This is a genomic window from Sphingopyxis sp. Root154, from assembly GCF_001427105.1.
GTDB lineage: Bacteria > Pseudomonadota > Alphaproteobacteria > Sphingomonadales > Sphingomonadaceae > Sphingopyxis.
On record NZ_LMGI01000004.1, the window covers coordinates 318,392 to 336,845 of the forward strand.

An 18,454-nucleotide genomic window follows, 5' to 3' on the forward strand; every position below is an offset into this window, starting at 1 on the left:
GGGAAATGCATCAACTTTTGTCGGTTGCCGCTTCCTCGGGAACGGCGAGGCCGTTCTTCAGCATCACCGGAACCTGGCTGAAAGTGAAGAGGAAGGAGAGGGCGGTGACGCCCCAGACCTTGATCGTCAGCCACAGGTCGAAACTCATCTGCTTCGCCTGGATCATCTCGTACATCACATGATTGGCGATACCGAGCGCGGCGAAGAACAGCCCCCAATTGCGCGACAGAAGCAGCCAGCCGCGATCGGTGAGCCCCTCGAGCGCCGACTGCAGCAGATATTTGAGCATCGGTTTCTTGAACCAGTATCCGCCGAGCAGCAGCGCGGCGAAGGCGCCATAGATGATCGTCGGCTTCATCACGATGAAGCGCTCGTCGTGGAACCAGATGGTCAGCGCGCCGAAGCCGAGGACGAGGATGCTCGACATCCACAGCATCGGCGAAATCTTGCCGAGCTTCCACTTCGACACCGCCATCGCGATGACGATCGCGACCATGAAGGCGACCGTGCCCTTGATCGCCGCGGTCGTCGCGGCAAACGCGCCTTCGCCGCCCGAAGAGAATTTATAGGCGAGGAAGAAGACGAGCAACGGCCCGAAATCGATCACGAAGTTGAGCCAGCCATGCTTCGCCGGCGGCGGTGCCGGGACCGCCTCGGGGCCAGTGGGAAGCACGTCGCTCATCGGATATTTCCTGCAATAATGCCTGCGATCTCGTCCGCATCGAACGGGCGAAGGTCGTCGATGGTTTCACCGATGCCGATCGCATGGATGGGGAGGCCGTGGCGTTCGGCCGCGGACACGAGAACGCCGCCGCGCGCGGTGCCGTCGAGCTTCGTCATCACCAGCCCGGTAACCCCCGCAACCTCGCGGAACACGTCGATCTGCGACAGCGCATTTTGCCCCGTCGTCGCGTCGAGCACGAGCACGACATCGTGCGGCGCGGCGGGGTTGAGGCGGCCGAGCACGCGCTTGATCTTGGCAAGCTCGTCCATCAGCTCGCGCTTGTTCTGCAGCCGCCCCGCGGTGTCGACGATCAGCACGTCGATCCCCGTCGCGGTCGCCTGTTTGACCGCGTCGAACACGATGCCCGCGCTGTCGCCACCCTCGGGTCCCGCCATGATCGGCACGCCCAGCCGTTCGGCCCATACCTTGAGTTGCCCGATCGCCGCGGCGCGGAACGTGTCGCCCGCAACGAGCATCACGCCATAATCCTGTTCCTGGAACAGATGCGCGAGCTTTGCGATCGTCGTGGTCTTGCCCGACCCGTTGACCCCGATCACCAGAATGACCTGCGGGCGCGGGAAGGCATCGATGTCGAGCGGTTCGGCGACCGGGCGCAGCACCGCGGCGATTTCCTCGGCGACGACCTTGCGCAATTCCTCGGTGCCGTTCGCGGCGATGTCGCGGCGCTCGGCGAGGCGGCTGCGGATGCGCTCGGCCATCGCGGGGCCGAGGTCGGCGGTTATCAGCGCCTCCTCGATCCGGTCGAGATCATCCTCGTCGAGCCGCGCCTTGCCGGTCAGCCCGGCGAGATTTTCGCCGAGCCGTTCCGACGTGCGGCGAAATCCGCCGAGCAGCCGTTCGCTCCAGCTTTGGCCGGTCATGCCGCGATATCCTTTGCTTCGATTTGGGTGGCGATCATGCGGTCGCCGTCACGCACGCCGAGGCGCACGTCGATGATGGTGCCGGGCGCCGCGGGTGCGGTCAGCGCCACGGCGGCAAAATTTTCGACATGACCGCTGGCGCCGTCGCGCTCGACGAGCATCGATGCGGTGCGACCGACCTGCGTATCGAGCCAATCCTGCCGCCGCCGCGCATTGGCGTCGCGCAGGATCGCGGCGCGCTCGCGGGCGATCGAGCGGCCGACCTGCGGCATCCGCGCGGCGGGCGTCCCGGCGCGCGGGCTGTACGGAAAGATATGCCCGAAGACGATGTCGCAATCGTCGATCAGCGCCAGCGAGTTCGCGAACATCGCGTCATCCTCGGTCGGAAAGCCCGCGATCAGATCGGCGCCGATCGCGATCTCGGGCCGCGCGGCTTTCAATCGCTCGATCAGCCGAACCGCGTCGGCACGGCGATGGCGGCGCTTCATGCGTGTCAGCACCATATCGTCGCCCGCCTGCAGCGACAGGTGGATATGCGGCATCACACGCTGTTCCTGCGTGAGCAGCGCGAACAGCGCGTCGTCGATCCGGTCCGGGTCGAGCGACGAGAGGCGAAGCCGTTCGACCGGCAGCGCCAGCAACGCCTCGACCAGCGCGGCCAATGTCGTGCCGCTGTCATCGCCATAGCTGGCAAGATCGACCCCGGTCAGGATGATCTCGCGCTGCCCGCGGTCGAGTGCCGTTTGCGCGGACGCGACGACCGCGTCGACACTTGCCGATCGCGCCGTCCCGCGCGCCAGCACCGTCGCGCAGAAGGTGCAGCTATGCGAGCAACCGGTCTGGACACCAAGGAAGGCGCGCGCATGATCGGCGCCGGAGAGGGCGGGAGCATAAGCCGAAGCCACCGGCGCGACTGCGCCGCCGTAGCTCTGCGCAAGGTCCTTGGCATCGTTGGACACCACACGCGCACCCATCGCGGCAAAGGTCTCGCGCTCCAATTCGGCCGCGCACCCGGTGACCACAACCTCGGCGCCCGGCCGCTCGCGCAGCGCGCGCCGCACGGCTTGCCGCGCCTGCCGCACCGCCTCGTCGGTTACCGCGCAGCTGTTGAAGACGATCGTGTCGCGAGCGCCCGCAGCCTTGACGGCCGCACGAACCCCTTCGCCCTCGGCGATGTTCAGCCGGCAACCGAAATTGACGACCTCTTGCCGGTCGACGAGGGAAGCGCTCATCCGAACTGCGCCCAGTCGGTCTCGCCCTCGTAAACGCGCGTCGCAGCGCCGCTCATCACGATCGGCTCGCCGGGCGCCCAGCGGATGACGAGATCGCCGCCGGGCAGCGACACCGTCACCGGCGACTGGACCAGCCCCGCGCGGATCGCGGCGACCGCGGTTGCGCACGCGCCGGTGCCGCACGCCTGCGTCAGCCCGACGCCGCGTTCCCAGACGCGCAGCTGCAACTGATTCTCACCGTCGAGACTCGCGACATTGACGTTGACGCGCTCGGGGAACAACGGATCGGTCTCGATCCGCGGGCCCAGCTCGTCGAGTGCGACGGCATCGGCCTCGGGCACGAAAAAGACGATATGCGGATTGCCGACATTGACCCCCGCGCCATGCTCCAGCTCGTCCCACGCGACCGGCATGTCGCGCGTGTCCATAGGCATCGCGAGCGGGATATGCTCCCAGTCGAATTCGGGTTCGCCCAGCACGACTTCGGCGCCGCCGTCGGCGGGCGTGACGCGCAGCATGCCGCCCAGCGTCTCGATCACTGCGGGCTTGCCGATCAGCGTCGCGACGCAGCGCGTCGCATTGCCGCACGCCTCGACCTCGCCGCCGTCGGCGTTGAAGATGCGCATCTTCACATCGGCACTGGCTGAGGGTTCGAGCAGGATCAGCTGGTCGCACCCGATGCCATGCCGGCGGTCGGCGATCGCATGCGCGCGCGCCGGCGTTATCTCGACGCTGCGCTCGCGCGCGTCGATCACGACAAAGTCGTTGCCGAGGCCGTGCATCTTGGTGAAGCGGTCTGCCATAGTCCGCGCATGTAAGGGCGCGCGGGCGCGAAGTCTAGCGAACCATCCGGGGCTTCCTGATCCTCCCCTCCCTGGAAGGGAGGGGTTGGGGGTGGGTTCCGCCGAGGCACTCGGCGGCCTGCGCGAGCAGATATTCCGCTGCTCCGTCGGGATTGGTCATCACCTCGGAATTCCATAGCCGGATGACTCGCCAGCCCATGCTTTCCAGATAGGCGGTTCGCTTCTCGTCATATTGTTGTTGATCGAGATGTTGACTGCCATCGAGTTCGATAGCGAGCTTGGCATCCCGGCATGCAAGGTCGACAATATAGTGGCCACCACAAGCTGCCGCGTGAACGCTGGTCGATAGCGCGAGAGTATGCGCCACAGTTTCCGCTCCGCTGGTGTGGAATCCCTCCGAAGCTGCCGGGCGCGCTCGGTCATTTCCGGCGGTACGCGATGCATGGACCGAAGACTAGAGCGGCGAGCTTCGCTCGCCAACCCACCCCCAGCCCCTCCCTTGCAGGGAGGGGAGGACTAAGCCGTCTTGCGCAGCGGCGCGTCTTCGCTGGTATCGGGGCCGGCGGGCGGCGCCATCGGCTTGCGCAGCAGGCCGCGCTCGGCGAGCAGCCGCTCGGTGTCGGCGGCCGACGAGGCGCGGCCGAAATACCAGCCCTGCCCCTTTGAACAGCCAAGCCGCGTCAGTTCGATCGCGGTCGCTTCGTCCTCGACGCCTTCGGCGGTGATCGGCATCGCCAGGCTTTCGCCGAGCCGCACGATCGCGACGACGATCGCCTGCGCATCGGGGCTGCCGCGCATTGCGGCGACGAAGCTGCGGTCGATCTTGATCCGGTCGAACGGCAGCGCGCGCAAATGCGATAGCGAGCTGTAGCCGGTGCCGAAATCGTCGAGGCTGAGCGATACGCCCTGATTCTTGAGGCTGGTGACGATCGAGCGCACCAGCGGCAGATTCTCGAACAGCGAGCTTTCGGTAATCTCGACCTCGAGCTGGCTCGCCGGGAAGCCGACCTCGACGAGCAGCTTGGTCAGCTTCTGGCTGAACCACGGATCCTTCAGCTGCTGCGGCGAGATATTGACCGCGAGCATGATCGACGGGTCCCAGCGTTTGGCGGTCTCCATCGCCTCGCGGATCACCTGGAGCGACAATTCGCCGATCAGGCCGCTTTCCTCGGCGACCGGGATGAAGCGTTCAGGCGGGATCATACCATATTCGGGCGATTCCCAGCGCATCAGCATTTCAAAGCCGATCAGGCGGCCGCTGGCGATGTCGACCTGCGGTTCGAAATGCGGGACGAACTCGCCGCGCGGCATGCCGTCGCGAATGCCGGTTTCGATCTGGTTGCGGACCTGTACGGCCATCTCCATCCCGGCCTCGAACCAGCAGAAGCGGTTCCGGCCCTCGTCCTTGCAATGATACATCGCGATGTCGGCCTGGCGGACCATCGTCTCCATCGTGACGCTGGCGTCGCTGGCGAGCGATATGCCGAGCGACGCGCCGACGCGGATCTGCTGCCCGTCATGCGTGACATTATTGTCGAGCGCCATGACGAGCTCGGCGGCCAGCGCGTCGATATCGGCGCGCGCCGCGGGCTCGAACACCAGCATCGCGACGAACTCGTCGCCGCCGAGCCGCGCCTTGGTGGCATTGGGCGGCAGCACGGCCGAGATGCGGTCGGCGGCAACCTGCAGCACGCGGTCGCCCGCGACATGGCCGTGGATGTCGTTGACGGTCTTGAAATGGTCGAGATCGAGCAGGAACAGCGCGACCTGACGCTTTTCGGCGATCGCATTCGCGATCTGCCGCTGCCCCGTCGCGAGCAGGGCCCGGCGATTGAGAAAGCCCGTTAGCGGGTCGGTGTCGGCGAGGTAGCGCGCGCGCTGCTCGGCCTCGGTGCGCTCGAGGATTTCGCGGTTGAGATCCTTGTAACGGCGCCAGCCGAAGAGAATCAGCGCGACATTGAGGATGACCGCCGTCGCCAGCGCGCGGTCGGGGCCGCCGCCGATGCCGATGAGAGCGCGGACGGCCGCCTGCATCACATTACTGCCCGTCCCCACGAACAGCAGAATGGCGGCGACAACGATGCCGCCGGCGATGATGTCGCGTTTCGCGCCCTCGCTGCGGTCGAATGGCTTCGGCGTCGATGTCATATGAATTTTATCCCACCCTTACGGGCTCTATGCGGGCAAAGCGGTGAAATTTGGGTTAAGTGCACCGCAGCCGCGCCGTTCGCGGGGGCAGGACGGCCCGCCGCTTGCTTTCGGCGGCGCTTTTGCGTAAAGGCCGCCGCGTCCGCGCGCATTTTGCGTTCGGGCATATCGACATCCGCGACGGAAACACTGTCCACGGATACCGCTGGTTGGCGAGGTTTCGCTCACCGGCGTGTTTTGCGTTGCGGGCGTTGTAGGCAAGGATTTTGGCTGTGTTCGATAGTCTGAGCAACCGGCTTGGCGATGTTTTCGGAAAGCTCCGCGGTCGCGGTGCGCTGACCGAGGCCGACGTGCGCGCCGCGATGCGCGAAGTGCGAATCGCCTTGCTCGAGGCCGACGTCGCGCTGCCCGTCGTGCGCAGCTTCATCGATCAGGTCACCGACCTCGCGATCGGCGCCAATGTCCTTCGCTCGGTCACCCCGGGGCAGCAGGTCGTCAAGATCGTCAGCGACGCGCTGACCGAAATGCTCGGTTCCGAAACCGCCGAGCTCGAACTCGCCGTCACCCCGCCCGCCGTGATCATGATGGTCGGCCTGCAGGGCTCGGGTAAGACGACGACGACCGCGAAGATCGCGAAGCGGCTCAAGGAAAAAGAGCGCAAGAAGGTGCTGATGGCGTCGCTCGACGTCAATCGCCCCGCCGCGCAGGAACAGCTCGCCGTCCTCGGCACCCAGATCGACGTCGCGACGCTGCCGATCGTCGCGGGGCAGCAGCCGGTCGAGATCGCGCAGCGCGCCATGCAGGCAGCGAAGCTTCAGGGCTATGACGTCCTGATGCTCGACACCGCGGGCCGCCTCCACGTCGATCAGCAGCTGATGGACGAGATGCAGGCGGTATCGCGCACGGCGAACCCGGCCGAAACCCTGCTCGTCGTCGATAGCCTGACCGGGCAGGACGCGGTGCAGGTCGCGCAGCGCTTTACCGATCAGGTGCCGCTCACCGGCGTCGTGCTCACCCGCATGGACGGCGACGCGCGCGGCGGTGCCGCGCTCTCGATGCGCGCCGTCACCGGCAAGCCGATCAAGTTCGCGGGCACGGGCGAAAAGCTCGACGGGCTCGAACTCTTCCAGCCGTCGCGCATCGCGGGCCGCATCCTCGGCATGGGCGACGTCGTCAGCCTCGTCGAGCGCGCCGCCGAGACGATCCAGGCCGAAGAGGCCGAGGCGATGGCGGCGAAGATGGCCAAGGGCCAGTTCGACCTCAACGATTTGCGCACCCAGCTCAATCAGATGCGCCGCATGGGCGGCCTTGGCGCGCTGGCGGGCATGATCCCCGGGATCAAGAAGGCGCAGGTCGCCGCGGCGCAGGGCGGTGCCGACGACAAGATGCTCGTCCATTTCGACGCGATCATGGGGTCGATGACCCCCAAGGAACGCGCGAAGCCCGAAATCCTGACCGCGAAGCGCAAGATTCGCATCGCCAACGGTTCGGGCACGACGGTCCAGCAGGTCAACAAAGTGTTGAAGATGCACCAGGAAATGGCGACCGCGATGAAGAAGATCCGCAAGATGGGCGGGCTCAAGGGCCTCGGCGCGCTGTTCGGCAAGGGCGGCGGCATTCCCGGAATGGGCGGTATGGGTGGCGGTGGCCTTCCCGGTCTCGGTGGAGGCGGATCGATGCCGCCCGAGCTCGCAAATTTGATGAATAAAAAGAAGTAATTAAACCCGAATTTCAGTTTAGAAGTAAAAGGAAAATATCATGGCAACCTCCATTCGCCTCGCACGCGGCGGTTCGAAAAAGCGTCCTTATTACAAGATCGTCGTCGCCGATTCGCGCAGCCCGCGCGACGGCCGCTTCATCGAACGTATCGGCAGCTACAACCCGCTGCTCGCCAAGGACAATCCCGAGCGCATCAAGCTCGACGCCGACCGCGCGAAGCATTGGGTCTCGGTTGGCGCGCAGCCGACCGACCGCGTCGCCCGCTTCCTCGACGCCGCTGGCGTCCTCGAACGCGCCGCACGCAACAACCCGAACAAGGCTGTCCCGGGCGAAAAGGCCAAGGAACGCGCCGAAGAAAAGGCCCAGAAGCTGGCTGACGCCGAAGAAGCCGCAGCAGCTGCCGCCGCCGCTCCGGCACCCGAGCCCGAAGCGGTCGAAGCAGCCGCTCCGGCTGAAGAAACTGCCGCTGAAGAAGTCGTGGCCGAAGAAGCAGCCGCCCCCGCTGCCGCTGAATCGGACGCAACCGGCTCGGTGAAGAGCGAAGCGACCGCCGAAGCCGTTGCTGAAGCCGTTGCCGACGAAACCCCGGCCGACGCAACCGCGGACGACGCCACCGCGATGGCCGAACAGGCTGCCGAAGGCGGCCCGGCCGAAGAAGCCCCGGCTGCTCCCGCTGCTGAAGAAGCTGCTGCTGAAGAAGCGCCCGCTGAAGAAGCTGGCGAAGAAAAGGCCGAAGGCTAAGCCTTGGCCGACGCGAATCGCCCCGTCACCCTCGCCGCCATCGCCGGCGCGCATGGGGTACGGGGCGAGGTGCGTCTCAAATTATTTGGCGAAGGCGCGGATGCTCTCCGCGCCTTTTCCGTTTTAGAGGCCGGCGACCGCAAGCTGACCCTGAAATCGGTGCGCCCCGCCAATCAGGGCGCGGTGGCGACCTTTGCCGAAGTCACCGACCGCAGCGGCGCGGAAGCGCTGCGCGGCACCCTGCTCACCGTCCCGCGCTCGGCGCTGCCGCCCTTGGGCGAGGGCGAATATTATCACCACGATCTGCTCGGCCTGCCGTGCGTGTCGACCGACGGCACGGCCATCGGCCATGTCGCCGCGATCGAGAATTTCGGCGCGGGCGACATCCTCGAAATCGAGAAGCCCGATCGCAAACGTTTCATGGTGCCGATGACCGCACAGGCGGTGCCGGTGTGGAACGACGACGGCGTGACCGTGAACGCGGCGTTCGTCGAGTAAAACCGCCTCCCATCAAAATCCGTTCGCCCTGAGCTTGTCGAAGGGCTGCTCTTCCTTTCTATGTTGCGAAGGAAGAACAGTGCTTCGACAAGCTCAGCACGAACGGAGGTTTTGATGCGCGCAAGATTTGGTCTCCTTCTCGCGGCAGCACTGGCCGTTGCGCCCCCTGTCACCGCCCAGGACACGGCTCCCAAAACCCTCGACAAGCTCGCTCCCGAAATCGACGCGCTTTTCGCCCGATTCCAGTCCGATCAGCATGTCCCCGGGGTGGTCTATGGCGTCGTCAAGGACGGCAAGCTTGCCTATGTGAAGGGCCTTGGCGTCCAGAATGTCACCGACAAGCGCCCCGTCACCCCCGACAGCCTGTTCCGCATCGCCTCGATGACCAAGGCGTTCACTGCGCTGTCGATCCTGAAGCTGCGCGACGACGGCAAGCTCCGCCTCGATGACCTCGCCGAACAATATGTGCCAGAAATGAAGGGCTGGACCTATCCGACCAAGGACAGCCCGCGCATCCGGGTGCGCGACCTGCTCCAGCATGTCGGCGGTTTCGTCACCGACGATCCGTGGGGCGACCGCCAGCAGGTGCTGCCGCAGGAGGATTTCACCCGGATGATCGCGGCGGGCGTGCCGTTCAGCCGCGTGCCGCAGAGCCAACATGAATATTCGAATTTCGGATATGCCTTGCTCGGACGGATCGTCAGCAATGCGTCGGGAATGCCATACACGGCCTATGTCCGGAAGGCGATCCTGACCCCGCTTGGCATGACGAGCAGCGGCTTCGACGCGCCCAAAGCGCCGAAGGCGCGCTACGCGCTTGGCTATCGCTGGGAAAATGAGAAATGGACCGCCGAGCCTGAGATGGTCGACGGGGCGTTCAACGCGATGGGCGGGCTGCAAGTCAGCGCGAACGACTATGCCAAATGGGTCGCCTTCCTGCTCGCGGCCTGGCCCGCGCGTGACGATCCCGACACCGGGCCGGTCAAGCGCGCGACGGTGCGCGAAATAGCGCAGGGGCTGAATTTCACCGCGGTGGTCAATCGCACCGGAGCGAGCGGCGCCGACGCGTGCAAGCTGTCGAGCGCTTACGGCATGGGCTGGCGCGTCGCGCAGGACTGCGACCTTGGCCTGACGCTCGCGCATGGCGGCGGTTATCCGGGCTATGGCAGCCATGTCATGCTGATGCCCGATCACGGCGTCGGCGTGTTCGCGCTGTCGAACCGCACTTACGCTGGCCCGTCGGGCCCCGCATGGGACACCGCGGCCCTGATGGACAAGGCGGGGCTGCTCGAAACGCGCACCGTCCCGGTGTCACCGGCGGTGGCGGATGCCTATGCGGCGGCAAGGGCGGCTTATGTTGCGGGCGATCTCGGCCCGCTTCAGGGCAAGCTCGCGATGAACTTCCTGCTCGACCGCTCCGCCGATAATTGGGTGGCCGAATTTGTGAGGCTGAAGGCTGAGGTGGGGGAGTGTCCCACCGACGAACCGCTCGCGCCGACGGGCGCGATGTCGACCGCCTTCCGCCTCAACTGCGAAAAGGGCAAGCTCGACGGGATATTGCTGCTCGCACCGACGATGCCCGTCACGATCCAGGCGCTGCGCCTGCGTGTGGTGCCGCCCGAAGCGCGCTGATGTCGACGGGGCGGGGCCTTTAGCAAGGGACGGCCCCACCCCGTTTCGCCCTGGACCTTGAGGGGAGGGGCAGGGATTCTTATCGCGCCCGGCGCGGGTGAAGACGCTGTCTTCGCCGGGCGCACTCGGCAGGGCGATCCATTCGCCGAGGCGGCGGAACGGGGTCGCGAGCCAGTGGAGGCCGCGGGCGATATCGGCGCTGAAATGATCATGACCGTCATTCCAAACGCGCATGAACTGCTCGTCTTTCATCGTTCATTTCCTTTCGCTTGATGAGGAGAATATGCACCCCTCGACACCGCGCCGCCAACAAAAGGCGTAGACCATGATATAAGCCGTACTTATAAGGAGGCGTGTCCCGCCTGCCGCCTCTCGCCGCCGTACGCACCTTCGAAGCCGCCGGGCGGCTGCAGAATTTCTCGCGCGCCGCCGAGGAACTGGGGCTGACGCAGGCGGCGGTGAGTTATCAAATCCGCCAATTGGAGGATCGACTCGGCCGCGCGCTCTTCGTGCGCGAGAAAGGCCGCGTGCGGCTCTCCGAAACCGGGCAGCGGCTGCTCCCCGCGATCAGCAACGCCTTCGCGACGATGGGCGACGCCTTCGCCGCGCTCGGCAGCGACGAGGCCGATGTGCTGACGATCAACGCCGCGACCAGCTTCGGCGGCACCTGGCTCAGCGCGCGCATCGGCAGCTTCCAGCTCGAATATCCCGAGCTCGCGGTGCGCATGGCGATGAGCAACGACCTCATCGATTTCGACGCCTCAAACGTCGATGTCGCGATCCGCATCGGCAAGGGCGTCTGGCCCGGGCTGCGCAGCGATTTCCTGATGCGCCAATATCTCGCGCCGATCGCCTCGCCGGCGTTTATCGAAGAACATGCCATTCGCGAGCCGGCCGACCTCCTGCGCGTCCAGCGGCTCGCGCCGAACGACAGCTGGTGGACCGACTGGTTCGCCTTGGCCGGGGTCGCGACGCCGCCGGCGTCGACACGGCGCGGGATCGAACTCGACAGCCAGTTGCAGGAAGGGAGCGCGGTACAGGCGGGCTTCGGCGTCGCGATGATGACCCCGCTTTATTGGCAAGGCGAACTCGCGAGCGGCCGCATGGTCCAACCGTTCGACACGCTTTATGTCTCGGCATCGTCGGGCATGTGGCTCGTCCACCGCGACAACCGCGTCGGGGTGCGCAAGATTGAGCGGTTCCGTGAATGGCTGCATGACGAGATGGAGAAGGATCGCCACCTGCTGCCCGACGCGGTATGGGAGCCGCTGTCGCCGCCCGAACCGGGCTAGCGCCTTACGCGGCGTTTCAACATGCTCGGCGCCCGGCGATAGACTTGCTGGAAGGCCGCATTGAACGACCGCACGCTGCCAAAGCCCGCTGCCAGCGCGATGTCCGTCATGCCAAGGTCGGTGGTATCGATCAGTCGCTTGGCGCGCTGGATGCGCGCCGTGCGCGCGGCGGCCAGCGGTGTGGTGTCGAGATGGCGGCGGAACAGCCGCGTCAGGTGGCGGGCGCCGATGCCGAGCCGCCCGGCCAGCGCCTCGACGTCTGCTTCGTCGAGCGCGCCGTCCTCGATCAGCCGCAGCGCGCGATCGACGGTCGCGCGGGTGCCGTTCCACGCCGGCGAGCGCGGCGCCGTTTCCGGCCGGCAGCGAAGGCAGGGACGAAAGCCCGCGCGCTCGGCCGCCGCCGCGCTGCGGTAATAGCTGACGTTGCGCGAGAGCGGCTGGCGCACCGGGCAGACCGGGCGGCAATAGATGCCGGTCGATTTGACCGCGATGAAGATAATCCCGTCATAGGCCGGATCGCGCGCATAGCGCACCCGTTCGCACAGCGCGAAATCGAGGTCGGGTTCGTCGGGCGGCGTCATGCGCTCTTTATACGGGAATCCGCCGCGCTTGTCCGGGGGTGTCGGTGACCGCGTCCGATTCCTGCCAGCGACGGTGCGGCGACGCCGCTATCATCGGCCGCCTATCCAGAGCAGGAGCAAGCCCGATGGCCTCGATCCACCACGACATCTTCATTGCCGCCGATCCCGGCACGATCTGGGAGGCCGCGCGCGACGTCGGCCGGCTTCACGACCGGCTCGTCCCGGGGTTCGTCGCCGCCACCGAAATGATCGAAGGCGGCGGCGCGCGGGTACGCCGCGTCACCTTTGCGAACGGCGCGGTGGCCGACGAAACGATCGTCTCGGTCGACGACGACCGCCGCCGCCTCGTCTGGGCGATCAAGGCGTTCGAGCATCATAATGGCGTGCTCGAAGTCGCCGAGGCCGAAGGCGGCGCGCGCGTGCGCTGGACCGCCGACATCTTGCCCGATGCGCTCGCGCAGCAGGTCGCGCCGATGATGGCAGAGGGGCTGGCGCGCATGAAGGCGCATATGGAACGCGTGCGCGTCGACAGCTGACGCTTGCCAAGCGGGGTCGGTGAGCGGCATGGGGATATATGCCCTTCACCGCCGTCCCCCTGACACTCTATCCCGACATGTTCCCCGGCCCGCTGGGGCACAGCATGGCGGGGCGCGCGCTCGAAAGCGGGACATGGCATTGCGCGCCGGTGCAGATCCGCGATTTTGCGACCGACAAGCACCGCACCGTCGACGACACGCCCGCGGGCGGCGGGGCGGGCATGGTGCTCAAGGCCGATGTGCTCGGCGCCGCGATCGACCATGCGGTGGCGGCGCATCCGGGCCTCCCGATCCTCGCGATGACCCCGCGCGGCACCCCGATCACGCAGGCGCGCGTGCGCCAGCTTTCGGCGGGTCCGGGCGCGATCATCCTCTGCGGCCGGTTCGAGGGATTCGACGAGCGGATTTTCGAGGCGCGGCCGATCGAAGAGGTGTCGATGGGCGACATCATCCTGTCGGGCGGCGAGATGGGGGCGCTGTTGCTGCTCGACGCTTGCATTCGGCTGCTTCCCGGCGTAATGGGCGCGGCTTCAAGCGGTGACGACGAATCGTTCGAAAACGGTTTGCTCGAATATCCGCACTATACCCGGCCCGTAAATTGGGAAGGGCGCACGATCCCCGAAGTGCTGCGATCGGGGGATCATGCGAAGATCGCGGCCTGGCGGAAACACCAGGCGGAGATCGACACACGGTTACGCAGGCCGGACCTTTGGGAGCGTCATGTCGATGCTCGGGACCGACCTGCCTCTGGCGCGCGGCGACAAGAAAAGGACTAGAGGACATGAACCTCATCCAGACGATCGAAGCCGAAGAAATTGCCAAAGCGGCAAAGACCATTCCGACCTTCCGCCCCGGCGACACGCTGAAAGTCGGCGTGAAGGTGGTCGAAGGCGAACGCACCCGCGTCCAGAATTTCGAGGGCGTGTGCATCGCACGCTCGAACAAGGGCATGGGCTCCAACTTCACCGTGCGCAAAATGTCGTTCGGCGAAGGTGTCGAGCGCGTGTTCCCGCTGTACTCGCCCAACATCGACAGCATTACCGTCATCCGCAAGGGTGCCGTGCGTCGTGCGAAGCTTTACTATCTTCGTGGCCGCACTGGTAAATCGGCGCGTATTGCGGAGCGCCGCGAATACCGGTCGGAAGCCGGCGAAGGCTAAGGAGAGCTTCTCCTCTACAAAGCCGAAACAGCTTTCAAAAACGACCGGTTCCGCCAACAGGCAGAGCCGGTCGTTTTCTTTTGGGCAAAGCGAATTTCATGCAGCAGTCCGTCCTCCCGTTCCAGCCGACGCGGCGCGCCTTTCTTGGCGCGGTGCTCGCATTCGGCGTGTCGGGCGAGGCGATGGCCCTCACCAATGCGCAGCGGCTGGTCAGCGCGGCGCGGCGGCAGGTCGGCGTGACGCTGCGCTATGACCCCGCCTACAGCGTGCTTCGCTTTCCGAACGGCGATGTCGACCGCGCAAAGGGCGTCTGTACCGACGTCGTGATCCGCGCCTTTCGCGACGCGCTCGGCCATGATCTGCAGGCTCTTGTAAACGCCGACATGCGCGCCAATTTTGCGGTTTATCCGAAAAACTGGGGGCTGGGCCGCCCCGACCGCAATATCGACCATCGCCGCGTGCCCAATCTCGCGACCTTCTGGCGCCGGCAGGGGGCGTCACTCCCTGTCACAACCAATCCGGCCGACTGGCGCCCGGGCGACATCTTCACCGCGATGGTGAACGGCCGCCTGCCGCACACCGGCATCGTGTCCGACCGCAAGGATACGGCCGGCGTGCCGCTCGTCCTCCACAATATCGGGGGCGGGACGCGCGAGGAGGATGCGCTGTTCGATCACAAGCTGACCGGCCATTTCCGCTGGAAAGTCTGAATTAGATTTACGTTTTCAACCGAGTATTTACACTGAGGAGTGAATAAATGGGTTATCGTATCGTTGTCGCCGGAGCCACGGGCAATGTCGGGCGCGAAGTGCTCGCCATTCTCGCCGAGCGCGAATTTCCGATCGACGAACTGGCAGCGGTCGCATCGTCGCGCAGCCAGGGCACCGACGTCGAAATCGGCGACAGCGGCCGCACCGTCAAATGCCAGAATATCGACAATTTCGACTGGGCCGGGTGGGACATGGCGATCTTTGCGATCGGCAGCGACGCGACCGCGATCCACGCGCCCAAGGCTGCGGCGGCCGGCTGCGTCGTGATCGACAACAGCTCGCTCTATCGCATGGACCCCGACGTGCCGCTGATCGTGCCCGAGGTGAACCCCGACGCGATCGACGGCTATACGAAGCGCAACATCATCGCGAACCCGAACTGCTCGACCGCGCAGATGGTCGTCGCGCTGAAGCCGCTCCACGACGCCGCCAAGATCAAGCGCGTCGTCGTCTCGACCTATCAGTCGGTGTCGGGCGCGGGCAAATCGGGCATGGACGAGCTGTGGAACCAGACGCGCCAGATCTTCGTCGGCGACGAGAAGGACATCCAGAAGTTCACCAAGCAGATCGCCTTCAACGTCATCCCGCACATCGACAAATTCCTCGACGACGGGTCGACCAAGGAAGAGTGGAAGATGGTCGTCGAGACCAAGAAGATCCTTGATTCGAAGATCAAGGTCACCGCAACGTGCGTCCGCGTGCCGGTGTTCGTTGGCCATTCGGAAGCGATCAACATCGAGATGGAGAATGAGCTGTCGGCCGAGGACGCGCAGCGCATCCTCCGCGAGGCTCCCGGCGTCGTGCTCCACGACAAGCGCGAGGATGGCGGCTATATCACCCCCGTCGAATGCGTGGGCGACTTTGCGACGTTCGTATCGCGCGTGCGTGAAGACCCGACGGTCGAAAATGGCCTGAACCTCTGGTGCGTCAGCGACAATCTGCGCAAGGGCGCGGCGCTGAACGCGGTGCAGATCGCCGAACTGCTCGGCCGCCGCCACCTCAAGAAAGGCTGAGCCTCGCTCATCATCCGTTCGTGTCGAGCGACGTCGAGACACCATCGCTGGTGTTTGCCCTCAGGGCATCTCGACTTCGCTCGATGCGAACGGATAAGAGGGGCGAATGACCAGACCCTATGCCTTCACCCATGCCCTCTGCCGCGCGCCCGCCCGCTCTGCGGTGAAGGGCATCCGCGCCGATGGCGGCCCCGATCCCGATTTCTATGGCCTCGTCGGCGAGCATGAAGCCTATGTCGCGACGCTCCGCGAACTCGGCCTCGCGGTCGAAGTCCTGACGCCGCTCGACGATTTCCCCGACGCGCTGTTCACCGAGGATGTCGCGCTGACCTTTCCCAAGGGCGCGATCCTACTCCGCCCCGGCGCACCGAGCCGCGCGGGCGAGGTTACGCATATCCGCGGGGCCCTCGCGGCGCACCACAGCCGCCTCCTCGAAATGAGCGGCCCGGGATACGCCGACGGGGGCGACATCCTGCGGCTCGCCGACCGCGTCATCATCGGCCTTTCGGCGCGCACCGACCCCACCGGCGCTGAGGAACTCGCGGGCCTGCTCGGTACGCTCGGCACCCGCGCCGAGATCGCCGAAACGCCGCCGGGCGTTCTCCACTTCAAGACCGGTTGCGGGCTGATTGACGAGGGCACGATCCTCGCGGTGCCCGCGCTCGCGGGCTGTCCGCAGTTCGAGGGGCTGGAGGTCGTGACGACGCCGCCGGGCGAAGAGCCCGCCGCCAATATCCTGCGCATCCGTGACACCGTTCTCGTCGGTGACCGCTGGCCCGCGACGCACGCGCTGCTCGCCGCGCGCGGCATCGCGATCCGTCCGCTGCCGACCGACCAGATCGCGCATATCGACGCCGGGCTCAGCTGCATGTCGCTGCGCTGGTGACGGCATCGGAAATCGCTGTCCTGCAATATCTTGCTGCATTAGCGTCGTCGGCATGATGCAAACACCGACGCCGCGCCCGACTACTGCATTTGCGAGTGAAGTTAAGGAGTTTTCCGCCATTGCCGTCCTCGCGGATTTCGGTCGATGACGGCCGGTTCGGCGCGTCCCGATGCGCAAAGGCCGCTGATCGGCCTGCTCCTGGCGCTGCTCCTCCTCGCGCAAATCGACCAGCCCTATCCCGATGTCGCGCTGCTTCAGCATATCCCGACGATGCTACTGATCGTTGCGGCGCCTTGGCTGCTTCGCCGCTGGCCGCTGTCGACCGCGTCGGTCGCGTGCATCGTCGTCTTCATGGCACTCCACACGCTCGGCGGACGCTATGCCTATAGCAATGTCCCCTATGACGATTGGGCACGGTCGCTGACCGGCACCAGCCTCTCCGACGCCTTCGGCTGGACGCGCAACCATTATGACCGCTTTGTCCATTTTGCCTTCGGCGCGCTGTCGGTGATCCCCGTTGCCGAGATTGCGCGGCGTTGGGGCGGGCTTGGCCCGCGCGGCGCCGTCTTAACCGTGCTTGGTTGGGTCTTGGCCATATCCTGTCTCTATGAAATCTTCGAATGGCTGCTCACCATCGTCGCGGCGGGCGAAACCGCCGATCGCTATAACGGGCAACAGGGCGATATCTGGGACGCGCAAAAGGATATGGCGCTCGCGACCCTCGGTGCGATACTGGTGATGACGATGGGGCCGAGCGTTCGAAACAGGAGACAGGCATGCGCAACTTGACGACCCTCGCGATGATCGGCCTGCTCGCCGCGTGCAAACCCGCGGCCGACAAGGCCCCCGTCGATGCCGACCCAGTCGCTCCCGCGGTGCCCGAGGCGAAGGCCGATGGCCCGAACGCGGCAACCACCGCAGTCGGCCTCGACGGCGAGGGGCTGCGCTTCGTCGACAAGACCAGCGGCAAGACCAGCCTGCTCGCCTTCGGTGTCCCGCGCGCGCAGGCCGAAACGGCGCTTGCGAATGTCGCCGGCAAGGAAGACGACCGCAGCACGAACGCGGAATGCGGCGCGGGATCGATGGAATTCACCCGCTACGACGCGATGACGCTCAACTTTCAGGACGGCAAGTTCGCCGGCTGGTTCCTCGGCAACGAGCCCGGCGCCGCGACCTATTCAACGATGAGCGGCATCGGTGTCGGCACGACGCGCGCCAAGGCGTCCGAATCGGTGACGATCGTCGACCTTGAGGACAGCACGCTGGGCGAGGAGTTCAGCATCGGGACCGGCGACAATGTTATCGGCGGCATGTTCGCTGCCCCCGGCGATTCGGCGAAGATCGACGCGCTTTTCGCCGGCACCAACTGTTTCTTCCGCTGATGCCGACCGCGATCACGGGCGGCTGTCGCTGCGGGCAGCTGCGTTACAGCTTCGAGCAGGAAGGGCCGCTGCTCAACTATTGCTGTCACTGCCTCGATTGCCAGAAATCGACCGCGAGCGCCTTTGCCGATCAGGTGATCGTACCGACCGATGCGTTGACGCTGACGGGGCGGAGCGTGACCTTTTCGACGCAGCGTCCGTCGGGCGGAACGACGAACAATCAACATTGTCCCGACTGTTTCAGCCGTGTGTGCAATGCGAACACCGTCTACCCGGCGATGACGATCGTCCGCGCTGGCACGCTCGACGACCCCTCGGGGCTTGAGCCCTTCGCGCATATCTGGGTGACGCGAAAGCGCGGCTGGATCGCGATTGCCGAAGGTGTGCCGACCTTCGACGAAAGTCCGGACCCGATGGAGTTCATGCGCTTTATAACGGAGCGACGCGGCGCCTGATG

At 65.7% G+C, this 18,454-nt stretch carries 19 protein-coding genes and 2 pseudogenes; 14 read left to right on the forward strand and 7 right to left on the reverse strand.

Features of this window, described 5'->3' with window-relative positions; translation table 11 throughout:
• Positions 1 to 10: 10 nt before the first annotated feature.
• The 6 genes and pseudogenes from ASD73_RS21185 to ASD73_RS21210 form a co-directional block, all read right to left on the reverse strand.
• Positions 11 to 682 (reverse strand): inner membrane-spanning protein YciB, encoded by a 672-nt coding sequence (locus ASD73_RS21185; RefSeq protein WP_056368018.1) that lies wholly within the window; start codon positions 680 to 682, stop codon positions 11 to 13.
• Entirely contained in the window at positions 679 to 1,605 is a 927-nt protein-coding gene (gene ftsY / locus ASD73_RS21190; RefSeq protein ID WP_037513628.1) for a signal recognition particle-docking protein FtsY, read from the reverse strand. The genes ASD73_RS21185 and ftsY overlap by 4 nt, the downstream gene beginning before the upstream one ends.
• On the reverse strand, positions 1,602 to 2,837 hold the full coding sequence (locus ASD73_RS21195; RefSeq protein ID WP_056368020.1) for a MiaB/RimO family radical SAM methylthiotransferase: 1,236 nt from the start codon (positions 2,835 to 2,837) through the stop codon (positions 1,602 to 1,604). Before ASD73_RS21195 ends, ftsY begins: the two co-directional genes overlap by 4 nt.
• Positions 2,834 to 3,640 (reverse strand): diaminopimelate epimerase, encoded by an 807-nt coding sequence (gene dapF / locus ASD73_RS21200; RefSeq protein ID WP_056368022.1) that lies wholly within the window; start codon positions 3,638 to 3,640, stop codon positions 2,834 to 2,836. The genes ASD73_RS21195 and dapF overlap by 4 nt, the downstream gene beginning before the upstream one ends.
• A gap of 34 nt (positions 3,641 to 3,674) precedes the next feature.
• Positions 3,675 to 4,084 (reverse strand): annotated as a pseudogene (locus tag ASD73_RS21205) (endonuclease domain-containing protein).
• A gap of 72 nt (positions 4,085 to 4,156) precedes the next feature.
• Entirely contained in the window at positions 4,157 to 5,788 is a 1,632-nt protein-coding gene (locus ASD73_RS21210; RefSeq protein WP_056368024.1) for a putative bifunctional diguanylate cyclase/phosphodiesterase, read from the reverse strand.
• Between the two features lie 272 nt (positions 5,789 to 6,060).
• Here ASD73_RS21210 and ffh point away from each other — a divergent pair, with 272 nt between their 5' ends.
• From ffh to ASD73_RS21235, 5 genes and pseudogenes are all read left to right on the forward strand, one after another.
• Positions 6,061 to 7,506 carry a signal recognition particle protein gene (gene ffh, locus ASD73_RS21215; protein WP_200934994.1) on the forward strand — a complete coding sequence of 482 codons (1,446 nt, stop codon included), beginning with the start codon at positions 6,061 to 6,063 and terminating at the stop codon, positions 7,504 to 7,506.
• Positions 7,507 to 7,546: 40 nt separating this feature from the next.
• Positions 7,547 to 8,008: pseudogene (gene rpsP / locus ASD73_RS23375) on the forward strand (30S ribosomal protein S16); the annotation flags it as partial.
• Positions 8,009 to 8,251: 243 nt separating this feature from the next.
• Positions 8,252 to 8,746, forward strand: a complete 495-nt coding sequence (gene rimM / locus ASD73_RS21225; RefSeq protein WP_056368030.1) for a ribosome maturation factor RimM — start codon at positions 8,252 to 8,254, stop codon at positions 8,744 to 8,746.
• A 114-nt stretch (positions 8,747 to 8,860) separates the two neighbouring features.
• Entirely contained in the window at positions 8,861 to 10,378 is a 1,518-nt protein-coding gene (locus ASD73_RS21230) for a serine hydrolase domain-containing protein (RefSeq protein WP_056368032.1), read from the forward strand.
• A 353-nt stretch (positions 10,379 to 10,731) separates the two neighbouring features.
• A complete protein-coding gene (locus ASD73_RS21235) occupies positions 10,732 to 11,670 on the forward strand; it encodes a LysR substrate-binding domain-containing protein (protein WP_056368034.1) in 939 nt (312 codons plus the stop codon).
• Here ASD73_RS21235 and ASD73_RS21240 read toward each other — a convergent pair.
• Entirely contained in the window at positions 11,667 to 12,251 is a 585-nt protein-coding gene (locus ASD73_RS21240; RefSeq protein ID WP_056368036.1) for a bifunctional transcriptional activator/DNA repair enzyme AdaA, read from the reverse strand. The genes ASD73_RS21235 and ASD73_RS21240 overlap by 4 nt on opposite strands.
• Positions 12,252 to 12,376: 125 nt before the next feature.
• Here ASD73_RS21240 and ASD73_RS21245 point away from each other — a divergent pair, with 125 nt between their 5' ends.
• The 9 genes from ASD73_RS21245 to ASD73_RS21285 all read left to right on the forward strand — a co-directional run bounded on the left by ASD73_RS21245 (position 12,377) and on the right by ASD73_RS21285 (position 18,452).
• A complete protein-coding gene (locus ASD73_RS21245) occupies positions 12,377 to 12,787 on the forward strand; it encodes an SRPBCC family protein (protein ID WP_056368037.1) in 411 nt (136 codons plus the stop codon).
• A gap of 38 nt (positions 12,788 to 12,825) precedes the next feature.
• Entirely contained in the window at positions 12,826 to 13,563 is a 738-nt protein-coding gene (gene trmD, locus ASD73_RS21250) for a tRNA (guanosine(37)-N1)-methyltransferase TrmD (protein WP_056368039.1), read from the forward strand.
• Between the two features lie 5 nt (positions 13,564 to 13,568).
• Complete coding sequence (gene rplS, locus ASD73_RS21255; RefSeq protein ID WP_037513643.1) at positions 13,569 to 13,946, forward strand: 50S ribosomal protein L19; 378 nt, start codon at positions 13,569 to 13,571, stop codon at positions 13,944 to 13,946.
• Positions 13,947 to 14,044: 98 nt separating this feature from the next.
• Positions 14,045 to 14,656, forward strand: coding sequence for a DUF1287 domain-containing protein (locus tag ASD73_RS21260; protein WP_082521768.1), 612 nt, complete (start codon positions 14,045 to 14,047; stop codon positions 14,654 to 14,656).
• 47 nt (positions 14,657 to 14,703) lie between these two features.
• The gene (locus ASD73_RS21265; protein ID WP_056368041.1) at positions 14,704 to 15,729 is read left to right on the forward strand and encodes an aspartate-semialdehyde dehydrogenase; all 1,026 of its coding nucleotides are present in this window, start codon (positions 14,704 to 14,706) and stop codon (positions 15,727 to 15,729) included.
• A 106-nt stretch (positions 15,730 to 15,835) separates the two neighbouring features.
• A complete protein-coding gene (locus tag ASD73_RS21270) occupies positions 15,836 to 16,615 on the forward strand; it encodes an arginine deiminase family protein (RefSeq protein ID WP_056368042.1) in 780 nt (259 codons plus the stop codon).
• Positions 16,616 to 16,759: 144 nt separating this feature from the next.
• The gene (locus ASD73_RS21275) at positions 16,760 to 17,404 is read left to right on the forward strand and encodes a DUF2238 domain-containing protein (protein WP_056368044.1); all 645 of its coding nucleotides are present in this window, start codon (positions 16,760 to 16,762) and stop codon (positions 17,402 to 17,404) included.
• Complete coding sequence (locus ASD73_RS21280) at positions 17,392 to 17,997, forward strand: hypothetical protein (RefSeq protein ID WP_056368046.1); 606 nt, start codon at positions 17,392 to 17,394, stop codon at positions 17,995 to 17,997. The genes ASD73_RS21275 and ASD73_RS21280 overlap by 13 nt, the downstream gene beginning before the upstream one ends.
• Complete coding sequence (locus ASD73_RS21285; protein WP_056368048.1) at positions 17,997 to 18,452, forward strand: GFA family protein; 456 nt, start codon at positions 17,997 to 17,999, stop codon at positions 18,450 to 18,452. Before ASD73_RS21280 ends, ASD73_RS21285 begins: the two co-directional genes overlap by 1 nt.
• Positions 18,453 to 18,454: the final 2 nt, after the last annotated feature.